The following is a 14,219-nucleotide window of genomic DNA, read 5'->3' as shown; positions in this document are numbered from 1 at the left end:
AGCGTCTTTCTTTAATCAATTACTTAAATAAAATCAGATTAATGGAGCCGGCCGCCCCGGCCGCCCTGCCCGACGCGCCGCTTTGACGGGCCGTACCGGAAATATCGGGTTCTGCTGAATCGGCGCAGGCAACGCGCCTAGTGAATTCGCCAAAACGGCGATGTCTCGGCTATGGGCCACGCTATCGACAAGCTCTTCACTCTGCTCGGCATCGACGATCTTGTACGAAGCATTCTGAGGACGGCCCGTCGACCCGAAACGCCCTGCGGAACAAAACGCACGCAGACCGCCTTCGATGTAGATCACTTCGTCTTGTTCAAAGAAAAGCGAACAGACATCAAAATAAGATGCCGGTGTACCTGATGTCAGCCGAAACGTTCCGCTCAGCACACGCGCCGGGACAACGGGCATACTGATTGGCAAAGTGATCGGACCATTGGTCAGCTTAGTGTTGTCCAACGCCATACCCTGCTCCGGCATCAACCAGACCGATCGACCATTGTACAATGTGTTCGAGGGCACCCGGACCAACAGATTTTCCGTCCGGTTTTCATTTACGGGAACCGAGATGCAATCCGTCGAAATCCGACAAACCTGTTGGAACCCGTTGTCCATCGTTCGCACCAGATCACCAGCCTGAAGGTCCTCGACCGCTTTCCACCCGCGGTCGGTCGCGATTTTAGTTCCGTGAACAAAACCGCCGCGACGCGAATTCAAGGCGGTCGCCGGGCTATCCTGAATCTGGCCTTCCGGTACGTCGGAATAGCTCAAAACACTCTGTACATTTAACACGTGTCGCACTCACTTCTGACACAAACCAACTACACCTAACGGTTAGCACAACAGAAGTACGGCAGTCTTATTTCGGACACATTATGGTCCAATTTCGACCGCTAAGGCCCCAAAAACCAACATATTTTCGAACAACACTGCGCAATTTTGATTAATTGGTCGAAATTTGGAAACTGTGACTCGGGCCAAATTTCAAAGTTTCCCCGAATCTGACCTCTAAGCCTTGGCCCTAAATGGCAGGACACACTCAAAGGATCGGTTTGCGTTACACCGTCTCAGGCTGCGCGGTCTCACGCCCTGCCCGCCAACCCAACACCGCACCTGCGCATGCAATCAAACCGATCCCCGCGATCTGAATCGGTTCGATGGTCTGCCCCAACGCAACAAAGGCAAAGAGCGGGCCGAATATCATCACTGAATATTCGAACACCGCAACATAAGACGGTTCACCCACCTGATAGGCCTTGATCAACATGAACACGGCAATCGTGGACCCAACCGCTTGAACAACAATCCAGAGCAAGGCGGGCTGCATATCCCATACCCAGCCACGCGTAGCAAAACCCTCGGGTCCGTCAGGCGAGGCAATCGGGAAGAATTCCAGAACCACCAAACCAATTGCCCCCGCCGAACCCAGAGTAACGATCATAGCGGCCAGCAGCGCGACGGTGCTCTCGCCGGAGCAATGGCTGCGCGTGATAACCGAGCTGAATGCGTAAAACAGCCCCCCAGCCACTGGCAGAAGGTTGCGCATATCGAAATCATGGGGATTCAGCTGCAACACGCACAAGATCCCCGCAAATCCCAATAGGACCGCAAAGATACGCCAGGGGCCGATCCTTTGCTTCATTGCAATGGCCGAAATAAGCAGAACAAAAATGGGCGAGGTAAAAAGACCTGCCAGAGCCTGCGCAATCGGCATAAGCGCCAGAGAGGCAAAGTAAAACAACATCGCCAGCGTGATCATCACGCTGCGCAAGATCACAGGACCAAAACGCTTGGGGCGCATCCCGCCCAGCCCCAACAACGACAGACCAAAGATCAGCGGCAACATCATCAAAGCCCGGCTCAGATGAAACTGCCACAGGCCAACCGTCTCGGCCAACAGGATCACCGCATTGTCGATCACACCGATAATCGCCATCGCACCGATCATGAGCAGCGAGGCCAGTATGGGTGACGTCTGAGTATCTGCCTGCATCTGTCGCTATGTTACCCGATTGGCACGGCAGGCCGATCCTGCATGCGTCGTGGTATCCAGCACATTTACCCAAGGTGACGCAACCGGTTTGCGCCCTTCGAATTTACCATGTTAAGCTGAGGCAAAATACCAACGAGCAGACCTCATTCAGATGACGGCCCTGAAACAGTACCAGCGGATCGAAGCCACCGGTCTGTGGCGCCCCTCGCCCGATGTACAGCGGCGCGAGGTCGTGGTCTCGATTGGCGAAGCGACGCTGACGATTTCGGACTTCAACGATCGGGCGCTGACCCACTGGTCGCTGGCCGCACTGGAACGGCAGAACCCGGGGACCTTCCCTGCTGTCTTCAACCCCGACGGCGATCCCGACGAAACGCTTGAGCTGGATGAGTCTGAAACCACGATGATCGCAGCCATCGACCGGCTGCAAAAAGCGATTGATCGGTCCCGCCCACATCCGGGCCGGCTGCGCTGGCTGAGTGTTGCCGGTGTTGTCGCCGCCGTTGCGGCGCTGTTGCTGCTGTGGGCGCCCGCCGCTTTGCAGAGCCACGTTGTTGCGGTCGTCCCCGAGATCAAGCGCTATGACATCGGCGACACGATCCTGCATCGGATCGAACGGGTCTCAGGTGTGGCGTGCAAGTCCGAAGATGCGCAGACAGCGTTGGATCAACTGGCGACGCGGACCGGGGTCCGCGAAGTTGTCATCCTTCCCGCCGGGGTACAAACCAGCCTCAGCCTGCCTGGCGGGATCATCCTGTTGAACCGCGCTTTGGTCGAAGATCACGAAGATCCTTCCATCGCGGCCGGGTACATCATCGCCGAACGCGCGCGGTCCGTTGCACAAGAGCCGCTGGATGAGCTGTTGGACCGTACCGGTCCAGCCACCGCGTTCCGCCTTCTGACGACCGGAGAGCTGACGCCCGAGATCGTTGATTCCTATGCCGAGCAGGTCCTGTCGGAATCGCGGCCATCTGTACCAGACGAACAGTTGTTAGAGGTATTTGCGCAGGCCGCTCTGCCTTCGACGCCCTATGCGTATGCCGTAGATGTGACGGGAGAAACGACTCTGGGCCTGATCGAGGCCGACCCGATGGCCGGTCGCCCCCTGCCCCAAGTGCTGCCGGACCGCGATTGGGTCCGGCTGCAGAATATCTGCGGCGAATAAGGCCGCTTACTTGGTGCCGAACATCCGGTCGCCTGCGTCACCCAACCCCGGCATGATATAGCCTTTCGAGTTCAGCTCACGATCCAGCGACGCCGTTACGATATGCACATCCGGGTGCGCCTCTTTCATGCGGGCAACGCCTTCGGGTGCGGCCAGCAGGCAGAGGAAACGGATGTCTGTCGCACCGGCCTCTTTCAGGAGATCAATCGCCGCGGCCGAGCTGTTGCCTGTGGCCAGCATCGGGTCAACCGCGATAACCAGTCGGTCTTTCAGGCCCTCGGGCGCTTTGAAGTAGTATTGGACCGGCTGCAAGGTTTCTTCGTCCCGGTAGAGACCGACAAAGCCCACACGGGCCGACGGCACCAGTTCCAGCACGCCGTCCAACATCCCATTGCCTGCGCGCAGGATGGACACAAGCGCCAGCTTCTTACCGGCCAAAATAGGGGCGTCCATCTCTTCCATCGGGGTTTCGATATGGCGGGTCGTCAGCTTCAACTCGCGCGTGACTTCGTAGGCCAGCAGCAGCGTGATCTCGCGCAGCAGCTGACGGAACTCAGCGGTCGAGGTGCCCTTGTCCCGCATGAGCGTCAGTTTGTGCTGCACCAGCGGGTGGTCAACGACGGTCAGGTGTTCGCTCATGTTCTCTCCAGTCTTTTCTTGACCCGCGCGCGGGTGTCTTCATCACAAAAGGCCGCGCTCAGGGCCGTATCATTCAGGGCTGCAAAGTCTTCGGCCTCCCAGCCAAAGGCCTGGTTCAGCATCTCATATTCGCGCCGCATGGTGGTATGGAAAAAAGGCGGATCATCGGTAGAAACCGTGACCTTCACGCCGTGATCGCGCAACCGGGCAATCGGGTGTGCGCCAAAATCGGGGAAGAGCCCCAGCACCACGTTCGAGCCGGGGCAGACCTCAAGCGTGACTTCCCGGTCAACCAACTCGCGGATCAGGTCAGGATCTTCAATCGCGCGGACACCGTGGCCCACACGCTCCACGCCCAGATCACGCACCGCATCGCGCACGCTTTCCGGGCCGCCGAATTCACCAGCATGGGTGGTCAGGCGCAAGCCAGCTTCATGCGCGCAATCAAAGGCCCATTTGTAATCGCCCTGCGCGCCTACGCCCTCATTTCCGCCCATTCCGAACCCGGTGATCCAATCGCCAGCCGTTTCAGCCGCGCAATGGGCGCTTAGCTTGGCTTTCTCCGGCCCAAAATGGCGCACACATGTGACTACCCCGCGCATGGTAATGTCGAACTTGCGCTCTGCCTCATCTGCCGCGTCCTGAATTGCGTTCAGATAGTCCCGCCACGCCGCAAGATCACCCCCGCCACAGAAATCCGGGCTTAGGAAGGTTTCCGAGTACACCACGCCGTTTGCAGCGCTTTCTTCGAGGATGGCCAGGGTCAGACGGCGGAAATCCTCAGGTGACTTGAGCACTTCGCAGGCGGCCTCATACACGCTGAGGAAATGGGCGAAATCGCGGAAGTCATAGCTTCCGTCCGGCTTGAAGATACCGCTCAGATCAATGCGCTTTTCATGCGCAAGCTGGCGGATGAATGCGGGCGGCGCTGCACCTTCATGGTGCAGGTGCAGTTCGATTTTTGGCAGGTCTGCGACAGTCATAGAAAGCTCTTCCCCGGTCCTTGTGCCGGAATGTTCAGGTGGTGCGCGATGCTGGCGGCGACATCGGCAAAATCGACGACACCGATCTGGCCTCTGCCCTGCCCGGCAATCAAAACCGGCACCTGTTCGCGTGTGTGGTCAGTGCCGATCCAGCTGGGGTCGTTGCCATGATCGGCAGTCAGCAGCATCAGATCGCCCGGACGCATCTTTTTCAGGATCAGTCCAATCTCATGGTCAAACCATTCGAGCGCGCGGGCATAGCCGCTGATGTCGCGGCGGTGCCCATACAGGCTGTCGAATTCGACGAAATTAGCGAAGGTCAGGCTGCCCTCTTCCGCCTCGTCCACCAGATCGGACAGATGCCCCATCAACTCGGGATCCGAGCCTTTGCGCAGCGTGTCGATCCCCTGCATCGAGAAGATGTCTCCGATCTTGCCGACCGCATATACCCGACGCCCGGCATCCTGTGCCCAGTTGGTCAGAACCGGCGCTGGCGGCAAAATGGCAAAGTCTTTGCGGTTGGTGGTGCGGGTGAACCCCTGCTCGGGCGAGCCGACAAAGGGTCTCGCGATGACCCGGCCTACTTTCATCTCGTGCAAACGCGAGGCCAGCGCCTTGCACACAGCCAGCAGGCGGTCGAGGCCAAAGCTCTCCTCATGCGCGGCGATCTGGAACACGCTGTCAGCAGACGTATAACAGATGGGCCAGCCAGTCCGCATATGCTCGGCGCCCAGTTCGGCGATGATGGCCGTGCCAGAGGCGTGGCAATCGCCCAGAATGCCGTCTGTGCCCGCTGCTTCGGCAGCCGCGCTGCTGAGATCCGCAGGGAAAGATGGCTTGGTATCGGGGAAATAGTGCCAGTCCCACGGCACCGGCACCCCGGCCAGTTCCCAGTGGCCCGAAGGTGTGTCCTTACCGGGCGAATGCTCGCGCGCGCATCCCCAGAGGCCGGTTGGGTCAGCCGCCAGCCCGGGCGTTTCGTCCCCCGAGGCCAACCGCGTCGCGGCCCCCAGCCCCAGCGTATCAAGGTTTGGCAGATACAACGGGCCTGATCGCCCCTCTTCTGCCCGGCCTTCGGCGCAAGCCTGCGCGATATGCGCCAGCGTGTTTGCGCCGCTGTCAGGCGTCTCGCCATTGAAGAAGCTGTCCGCATCCGGCGCGCCGCCGATGCCGACCGAGTCCATCACCACCAGAAACGCGCGGGTCACGGTGTGATCCTTTCGTGGATCAGCGCGGGCCCTGTCGAGGCATCGTCACCGAGGGTGATCGCAGCCACAACAGCCTCGGCGGCCTGTTTGGCAGCGTCCTCGCGCGCGGCGTGGATCACGGCCAGGGGCGCGCCCTTGTCGACCTTGTCGCTCAGCCGGACGATGTCAGACAAACCGACCGCCGGGTCGATCACGTCATCTTCGACCTGCCGCCCACCGCCCAGTGCCACAACGGTCAGACCCAGCGCCTCACCATCTATTGCGGTGACGTATCCGTTTGCCGGGGCCGGGACCTCAAGAATTACACTGGCTTCGGGCAGGTAACGCGACCAGTTTTCAACAAACTGCAACGGGGCGCCAACAGCGGCCATCATGCGCCCGAACCGCTCAGCTGCGCGCCCGTCGCGGATAACGTCCGTGATCTTGTCGCGGCCCTCATCAGCGGTTTTGAACATCCCGGCATCGGCCAACAACACGCCACCCAACTCGGCCGAGATTTCAGCCAGCGGAGCATATGGATCTTGCGTCAGAACCTTCATCACCTCGGCGACTTCCAGCGCGTTGCCCAGCGCGGGGGCCAAAGGTTGGTGCATATCGGTGATCACCGCCGAGGTTCGGCATCCCGCCGCATTCGCGGTTTCCGACAGGGCGCGCGCCAGTTTGCGCGCATCTTCCAGCGTTTTCATAAACGCACCAGAGCCGACCTTGACGTCCAGCACCAAAGCCTCGGGGCTGGCGGCCAGCTTCTTTGAGAGGATCGAGGCGGTGATCAGATCCAGGCTTTCCACAGTGGCAGTCACGTCGCGGATCGCGTAAAGCCGCTTGTCCGCGGGGGCGATCTGCCCCGTCGCCCCAACGATCGCTGCGCCGGTGTCGTGCAAAATTTGCGTCAGGCGCTCCTGCCCGATCTGCGTGCTGACGCCGGGGATCGCCTCAAGCTTGTCTAACGTACCGCCCGTGTGACCCAGACCACGGCCCGAGATCATGGGCACATATGCCCCCAACTCGGCCAACGCAGGGGCCAGAACCAGAGAAACGCTGTCCCCCACTCCTCCGGTCGAGTGTTTGTCGATTACCGGACCATCGAAATCCCAACTCAGCACATCGCCGCTGTCACGCATGGCGATTGTCAGATCGGCGCGCCCCTGAGCGCCCAGCCCGCCCATACAGACGGCCATGGCGAACGCCCCCGCCTGCGCGTCACTGACGCCGCCATCGGCCAGTCCTTGCGCGAACCAGTTTAACTCTTCGCCGGTCGGGACCTGCCCGCGGCGCAGTTTTGCAATGATCGAACGGGCGTCCATGAGGTCACACGTCCTCCATATGCGAGGCGTCGAACGCGCCCGGCAGCAGGTCTCCGATCGTGGTTTCGAACTCGGCCCCATCTACGGTTGCCAGTGTCACCTTAACGTCCCGTTTGCCGAACTCTGCCAGTTTTTGTCTGCATCCCCCGCAGGGCGGTACAGGTTGCGGACTGGAAGCAACCACATAAACCTCGGACAGTTCCAATTCGCCGGCTGCGACCATTGCCGCGATAGCACCTGCCTCGGCGCAAGTGCCCTCGGGGTAAGCTACATTTTCAACGTTGCAGCCCGCAAAGACTTGGCCGGATTTCGACCGAATTGCCGCGCCAACTTTAAAGTTTGAATACGGCGCATAGGCTTTTTCGCGGACAGACAGCGCTGCATCTTTCAAAGTCATGGCGATTCCCCGTTTTTTGATCAACTGGTCAGAAAAACATACCCTAAATGAAACTTGCCGGGGAGTTGAACCCCCGGGACACAAGATTCCTGAACCAAGACTGACTTAATCCAGTGTGGTATTGAATACCCCCGGCAAGGTAACCTCGAGCAATTCTACATTATCGGACGGGTCGGACAGCCTGGTGCGCATACCAGGCGGGATCACAAACGCATCGCCTTGCTCCAAGCGATATGGTTCGCGGCCTTCCCCTTCCAGCGTCACCTCGCCCTCCATCACGAAGGTAAAGTGAATATCCGTGTCATGCGCCGCCCAAACCGGATCGCCCTGCCCCTTGCGCACGACCTGCACGCCTGCGACGCCCTTGGTGTTTTCGGCAATTGTCGTGTCCCGGCAAACATAACCCGGTAGCCGGAAAGATTCCCACGTGGCCCCTTCGGCTTGGTTATAGACGAACCGCTGGCCCTGCCATTCGCGGTCCGGGCGGAAATGCGGAGTGGGCAACTCCATCTCGTGGTCAATCTCAGTGACATGCTCTGCGGGAACGCCGATTTCGATGACCTGCACATTGTCGGATGCCTCAAGCACCCGATGGCGGATTTCGGGCGGTTGGATAAAGCAATCTCCGGCGGTCAGGCGCATCTTTTCACCCTGATCCTCGTAGACAACATCCACCCAGCCATGAATGCAGAAGATCAGCTGAAACCCGACTTTGTGGAAATGGACCATATCCGGCACCGGGCCGCCGTCAGGAATGCGGATGTGGCTGGCGATGATAGACCCGCCCAGCCGGTCCGGCACCAGATCGCGGTAGTGCATCCCCGCCCGCCCGATGATCCAAGGCGCCTGATCCTTGAGCCTGCGAACCACAAAGGAATGCACTGTTTCAGGCATCTCCATAGGCGGGTTCAGCTCGTCAATCTCAATCCGCGTACCATTTGGCGCGATCAGGCTGCGTTCGCCATTGGCGAACCCGTCCGGATCATCCGTTAGAATGCGGATGGTCCCCGGTGCCTCGGGCGCGTCCTTTTCTACCCGCAGGCGCAACCCGTGGCCGGAAAACACGGCCACCCGTGGGTCGTCGGCGGGATAGATCATGTCCATCCGCATACCGAGCGTTTTTGTGAAAAACGGGATGTCGTCGCGCAGCTCGCTGGTTGGCAGGCGGATTTCAGCGCGCGTCTGGTCGATGCTTGGGGTTGAGGTCATACAGAGTCTCTTCGCTGGCGGGTTTTGGCCATCCGATCAGAACAGAGGCCAAAATGCCAATCGAAAAGAACATCTCAAGCGTTTCTTCCAGAACAAAAAAACGAACTCTCATAAGGGCCGTCAAATCAGCGCTGTAGATCCCCGAGACTTCTTCGAGCACCTGAGCAACGACTGCCAGAATGCCGGCCAGGACGAAAACAGCAAAGAACGGAGCACGTTGTTTTATTGCCTGCCAAGCGCTTGGAGCGCCATGCCGAACCACGCCACCGATCACGATGACACCCAGGGCGACCCTGATCAGTGTCATATCCAAAACCGTATCGAGGCTGTTCAACGCCCAATATGGAAGGCTACCAACCGAATAGATTTCGGCCTCAAGCTCTCGTTCCGCCAACAGCAGACAAACCAGACCGATATACAGGCGGCTCAGACCGGGATACCGCCAGAGCGCGGCAAGGCCCGCAACAAAAAGCGCCGCGGCTGACATGGTCTCGAACAATCCACCCTCTTGGTTCAACGCAAGGGCCTGCACCGGCCAGATACTGACGGCGGTAAGAACAAGAATCGCGATAGCCAGCACACTTGCGTAGACGACGCGCTCGGCCGTCAGCGCAGTCTGGCCAGCCGGAAAGGCGATCCCAGCCTGGAATTCATCTTTGTAGCTCATGTGTAGCGTTCGCTGCTCGACGGTCTTGGGTTTGTTCCAAAGATGCCCGAACGTAAAATCTATGTGACAGAATTCAACCTGAACCGCCTCAGGATTTACAGAACTGTTGCAAAATGACGTAACGTAGCCAAAGCGGAAGAAATAGTTTAGCACTCAATCAAATTTCCGAAGGAGCTAGATCGCCGATGTCTGATACACCCAGCCTGCGGCAGGCAGCACTTGAATATCACGCACATCCAAAACCCGGTAAGCTTGAGATCAAGGCAACGAAACCCATGGCGAACGGCCGCGACCTGGCGCGTGCCTATTCCCCCGGTGTGGCCGAGGCCAGCCTGGAAATTAAAGCAGACCCCTCCAACGCCGAGCTTTATACGGCGCGCGGAAATCTGGTGGCGGTGGTTTCAAACGGAACGGCTGTTCTGGGACTGGGCAACATCGGCGCGCTGGCGTCGAAACCGGTGATGGAGGGCAAGGCCGTCCTGTTCAAGAAATTCGCCGGGATCGACTGCTTTGACATCGAAGTAGACCAACCCGACCCCGAAAAGCTGGCCGATATCGTTTGCGCGCTGGAACCGACTTTCGGAGCGATCAACCTTGAAGACATCAAGGCACCCGACTGTTTTATCGTGGAAAAGCTGTGCCGCGAGCGCATGAACATCCCCGTCTTTCACGACGATCAGCATGGTACAGCGATCGTGGTCGGCGCTGCTGCCAAAAACGCGCTGCACGTTGCAGGCAAAAAGTTCGAGGACATCAAGGTTGTTTCCACCGGCGGTGGCGCGGCGGGGATCGCCTGCCTGATGATGCTGGTCAAGCTGGGCGTCAAGCGCGAGAATATCTGGCTGTGCGACATTCACGGGCTTGTTTACGAAGGCCGGGAAGAAGACATGAACCCGCACAAGGATCAGTTTGCTCAGAAATCGGATCTGCGCACATTGGCTGACGTCATCGGTGATGCGGACCTGTTTCTGGGCCTTAGCGGGCCCAACGTCCTGAAGCCCGAGATGGTTCAGAAGATGGCCAAGCGCCCGATCATCTTTGCACTGGCCAACCCGACGCCGGAAATTCTGCCGCAGGCAGCCCGCGAGGTCGCACCGGATGCGATTATCGCCACCGGGCGCAGCGACTTTCCCAATCAGGTCAACAACGTCCTGTGTTTCCCCTTTATCTTCCGGGGTGCGCTGGACGTGGGTGCGACCGAAATCAATGACGAGATGCAAATCGCCTGTGTCGACGGCATCGCCGAGATGGCCCGTGCGACGACCAGCGCTGAGGCCGCGGCGGCCTATAAAGGCGAACAGCTGACCTTTGGCCCGGACTATCTGATCCCCAAGCCGTTTGATCCGCGCCTTGTCGGCGTGGTGTCCTCATCCGTAGCCAAAGCTGCGATGGAGAGCGGTGTCGCCAAGCGCCCGATCAAGGACATTGATGCCTATAAAGAGCGCTTGAACCAGACCGTGTTCAAGTCTGCCCTTCTGATGCGCCCGGTTTTCGAAGCCGCCGCAGCTGCCTCGCGCCGGATCGTTTTTGCCGAAGGCGAGGATGAGCGGGTTTTGCGCGCGGCTCAGGCTATTCTCGAGGAAACGACCGAGACGCCTATCCTGATCGGCCGCCCCGAGGTGATCAATGCGCGTTGCGAACGGCTTGGCCTGACAGTTCGTCCGGGCAAAGACTACCAGATCGTCAACCCGCAGGATGACCCGCGGTATTATGACTATTGGAACTCTTACCACCAGATCATGCAGCGCCGTGGTGTCACGCCGGATTTGGCCAAAGCCATCATGCGCACGAACAACACCGCCATCGCGGCTATTATGGTCCATCGTGGCGAGGCAGACAGCATGATCTGCGGTACGTTTGGCGAATACCGCTGGCACCTGAACTACGTCGAACAGGTTCTGGACGACGGCGATCTGCGACCACACGGTGCGCTGTCCCTTATGATTCTCGAAGATGGGCCGCTGTTCATTGCTGACACCCATGTGCGGCAGCTTCCCACCCCCGAGGAATTGGCCGAGTCGACACTGGGCGCTGCGCGCCATGTGAGACGTTTCGGGATCGAGCCCAAGATCGCCTTTTGCTCGCAATCACAATTCGGCAATCAGGCCGAAGGGTCAGGCAAACGCTTGCGGGCCGCGATGGAAATACTGGACTCCAAGCCGCGCGATTTCACCTATGAGGGTGAGATGAACCTGGACCTGGCTCTGGACCCCGAGCTGCGCTCGCGCATCTTCCCGAATTCGCGCTTGCAGGGGTCGGCCAACGTCCTGATCTTTGCCCACGCGGACGCGGCTAGCGGCGTGCGCAACATCCTCAAGATGAAGGCTGACGGCCTCGAGGTCGGCCCGATCCTGATGGGCATGGGTAACAAAGCGCACATCGTTACGCCTTCGATCACGGCGCGCGGATTGCTGAATATGGCGGCTATCGCGGGCACGCCCGTCGCCCACTACGGTTGATTAAACAATACCCACTATACAGGGCGCCAAAGCGGCGCCCTGTTTGATTCAAACGCGGACGTTCAGTTTGCACGCGAAATTATTCAACTTTGCAAAACCTCGAATACAATCGCAAAAACAAAGCAAAATCTTGGTGGTTTGCAAAAATTTGCAGGTGAATCAGCGGTTTCCTGCAAATATTTTGCGATAAAGTGACGCTCCGTCAGCCCGGTCGCTTGTGCGGTGACCTCTGGCCACATAACACATCCACCAAGGAGTTTTTGGAGGAGGTCACCGTGGCTTATCAGGACGTTTACGCAAGCTGGAAATCAGACCCAGAGGCATTCTGGATGAAAGCCGCACAAGAGATTGATTGGGTTCAACCACCGACCAAGGCTCTGTTCGACGACAACGCACCGCTTTACGAATGGTTCAGCGATGCCAAGGTAAACACCTGCTGGAACGCGGTGGACCGGCATGTTGAAAACGGTCGTGGCGAACAAACAGCCATCATCTATGACAGCCCGATCACACACACCAAGCGCGAGATTTCATATGTCGAGCTGCGCAACCGCGTCGCAAACCTGGCCGGCGCGCTGCGGGCCAAGGGTGTCGAAAAAGGCGATCGCGTCATCATCTACATGCCCATGATCCCCGAAGCGCTTGAGGCGATGCTCGCCTGCGCGCGCCTCGGGGCCGTTCACTCGGTCGTATTCGGCGGCTTTGCCAGCAACGAGTTGGCCGTTCGGATCGACGACGCCAAACCCAAAGCCATCATCGCCGCCTCCTGCGGGATGGAGCCGGGCCGCGTGGTGCATTACAAACCGCTGCTGGACGGGGCCATCGACATGGCCAGCCACAAGCCCGAATTCTGCGTCATCTTCCAGCGCGAACAGGAAGTGGCGCAACTGGTCGAAGGCCGCGACCATAACTGGCATGGCTTTCAGTACGGTGTTGAACCGGCGGAATGCGTGCCGGTCGAAGGCAATCATCCGGCGTACATCCTTTACACCTCGGGCACGACCGGTGCGCCGAAAGGTGTTGTCCGCCCAACTGCTGGTCATCTGGTCGCGCTGAACTGGACGATGAAGAACATCTATGACGTTGATCCGGGCGATGTGTTCTGGGCGGCCTCTGACGTGGGGTGGGTCGTTGGGCATTCCTATATTTGCTACGCCCCCCTGATCCACGGCAACACAACGATTGTGTTCGAGGGCAAACCCGTTGGCACGCCCGATGCAGGCACCTTCTGGCGGGTGATTTCCGAGCACAAAGTAAAAAGCTTCTTCACTGCGCCAACAGCTATTCGGGCCGTCAAACGCGAAGATCCCAAGGGTGAGATGCTGGCGAAATACGACCTGTCCAGTTTGCGCGCCCTGTATCTGGCCGGTGAACGCGCTGACCCTGACACGATCGAATGGGCACAGGATGCCCTGAAGGTCCCTGTGATCGACCACTGGTGGCAGACCGAGACCGGCTGGACCATTGCGGGCAACCCGTTGGGGATTGAGGAGCTACCGGTCAAGCTGGGCTCTCCGGCAATGCCAATGCCGGGCTATGACGTGCAGATCTTGGACGAGGGCGGTCATCCCATGAAACCGGGTGAACTGGGTGCGATTGCAGTCAAACTGCCCCTGCCCCCAGGAACTCTGCCAACGTTGTGGAATGCAGAAGAGCGGTTCAAAAGCTCGTACCTCAACCATTTCCCCGGTTACTATGAGACCGGAGACGCGGGCATGGTGGACGAGGACGGATACCTTTACATCATGGCGCGCACCGATGACGTAATCAACGTCGCGGGCCATCGTCTGTCCACCGGCGGGATGGAAGAAGTTCTGGCCGCCCATCCTGACGTCGCCGAGTGTGCCGTGATCGGCGTGACCGATCAGTTGAAAGGTCAGATGCCGGTTGGCTTTTTGTGCCTGAACGCAGGCTGTGACCGCGATCATGGCGAGGTCGTACAGGACGTGGTCAAGCTGGTCCGCGAAAAGATCGGGCCGGTTGCCGCATTCAAACTGGCTGTGGTGGTGGACCGTTTGCCCAAGACACGTTCGGGCAAGATCCTGCGTGGCACCATGGTGTCGATTGCGGACAGTAAAGACTACAAGATGCCCGCAACCATCGATGATCCGGCCATCCTGGACGAGATCACGGATGCGCTGAAAACCATTGGTTACGCGCAATAACAGGCACCTGGGCGACGGATCGTCGCCCGT

At 59.0% G+C, this 14,219-nt stretch carries 12 protein-coding genes; 3 read left to right on the top strand and 9 right to left on the bottom strand.

Annotated features, from left to right (window positions below; translation table 11 throughout):
• Nucleotides 1-33: 33 nt before the first annotated feature.
• Nucleotides 34-771 (bottom strand): Hint domain-containing protein, encoded by a 738-nt coding sequence (locus J7416_RS01470; protein ID WP_209222395.1) that lies wholly within the window; start codon nt 769-771, stop codon nt 34-36.
• Between the two features lie 286 nt (nt 772-1,057).
• A complete protein-coding gene (locus J7416_RS01465; protein WP_209222393.1) occupies nt 1,058-1,993 on the bottom strand; it encodes a DMT family transporter in 936 nt (311 codons plus the stop codon).
• A 151-nt stretch (nt 1,994-2,144) separates the two neighbouring features.
• On the opposite strand from J7416_RS01465, the gene J7416_RS01460 reads away from it, so the two are divergent.
• Nucleotides 2,145-3,158 (top strand): hypothetical protein, encoded by a 1,014-nt coding sequence (locus J7416_RS01460; protein WP_209222391.1) that lies wholly within the window; start codon nt 2,145-2,147, stop codon nt 3,156-3,158.
• Between the two features lie 6 nt (nt 3,159-3,164).
• On the opposite strand, the gene upp is transcribed toward J7416_RS01460, so the two are convergent.
• The 7 genes from upp to J7416_RS01425 all read right to left on the bottom strand — a co-directional run bounded on the left by upp (nt 3,165) and on the right by J7416_RS01425 (nt 9,565).
• Nucleotides 3,165-3,797 carry a uracil phosphoribosyltransferase gene (gene upp, locus J7416_RS01455; RefSeq protein WP_209222389.1) on the bottom strand — a complete coding sequence of 211 codons (633 nt, stop codon included), beginning with the start codon at nt 3,795-3,797 and terminating at the stop codon, nt 3,165-3,167.
• Nucleotides 3,794-4,780: an adenosine deaminase gene (locus J7416_RS01450; protein WP_209222387.1), complete on the bottom strand. Its 987-nt coding sequence runs from the start codon at nt 4,778-4,780 to the stop codon at nt 3,794-3,796. Before J7416_RS01450 ends, upp begins: the two co-directional genes overlap by 4 nt.
• Nucleotides 4,777-5,988 (bottom strand): phosphopentomutase, encoded by a 1,212-nt coding sequence (locus tag J7416_RS01445; RefSeq protein WP_209222385.1) that lies wholly within the window; start codon nt 5,986-5,988, stop codon nt 4,777-4,779. The genes J7416_RS01450 and J7416_RS01445 overlap by 4 nt, the downstream gene beginning before the upstream one ends.
• Complete coding sequence (locus J7416_RS01440) at nt 5,985-7,292, bottom strand: thymidine phosphorylase (protein ID WP_209222383.1); 1,308 nt, start codon at nt 7,290-7,292, stop codon at nt 5,985-5,987. Before J7416_RS01440 ends, J7416_RS01445 begins: the two co-directional genes overlap by 4 nt.
• A 4-nt stretch (nt 7,293-7,296) precedes the next feature.
• A complete protein-coding gene (locus J7416_RS01435) occupies nt 7,297-7,689 on the bottom strand; it encodes a cytidine deaminase (RefSeq protein WP_209222381.1) in 393 nt (130 codons plus the stop codon).
• 105 nt (nt 7,690-7,794) lie between these two features.
• Nucleotides 7,795-8,898 carry a cupin domain-containing protein gene (locus J7416_RS01430; RefSeq protein ID WP_209222379.1) on the bottom strand — a complete coding sequence of 368 codons (1,104 nt, stop codon included), beginning with the start codon at nt 8,896-8,898 and terminating at the stop codon, nt 7,795-7,797.
• On the bottom strand, nt 8,861-9,565 hold the full coding sequence (locus tag J7416_RS01425; protein ID WP_209222377.1) for a hypothetical protein: 705 nt from the start codon (nt 9,563-9,565) through the stop codon (nt 8,861-8,863). Before J7416_RS01425 ends, J7416_RS01430 begins: the two co-directional genes overlap by 38 nt.
• Nucleotides 9,566-9,750: 185 nt before the next feature.
• Here J7416_RS01425 and J7416_RS01420 point away from each other — a divergent pair, with 185 nt between their 5' ends.
• On the top strand, nt 9,751-12,024 hold the full coding sequence (locus J7416_RS01420) for an NADP-dependent malic enzyme (RefSeq protein WP_209222375.1): 2,274 nt from the start codon (nt 9,751-9,753) through the stop codon (nt 12,022-12,024).
• A gap of 275 nt (nt 12,025-12,299) precedes the next feature.
• A complete protein-coding gene (gene prpE / locus J7416_RS01415) occupies nt 12,300-14,189 on the top strand; it encodes a propionate-CoA ligase PrpE (protein ID WP_209222373.1) in 1,890 nt (629 codons plus the stop codon).
• Nucleotides 14,190-14,219: the final 30 nt, after the last annotated feature.

The sequence above is a fragment of the Ruegeria sp. R14_0 genome, from assembly GCF_017743975.1.
Taxonomy (GTDB): domain Bacteria; phylum Pseudomonadota; class Alphaproteobacteria; order Rhodobacterales; family Rhodobacteraceae; genus Ruegeria.
Note: the sequence above shows the minus strand (reverse complement) of the source record. Positions and strands in the feature narration are given on the sequence as shown.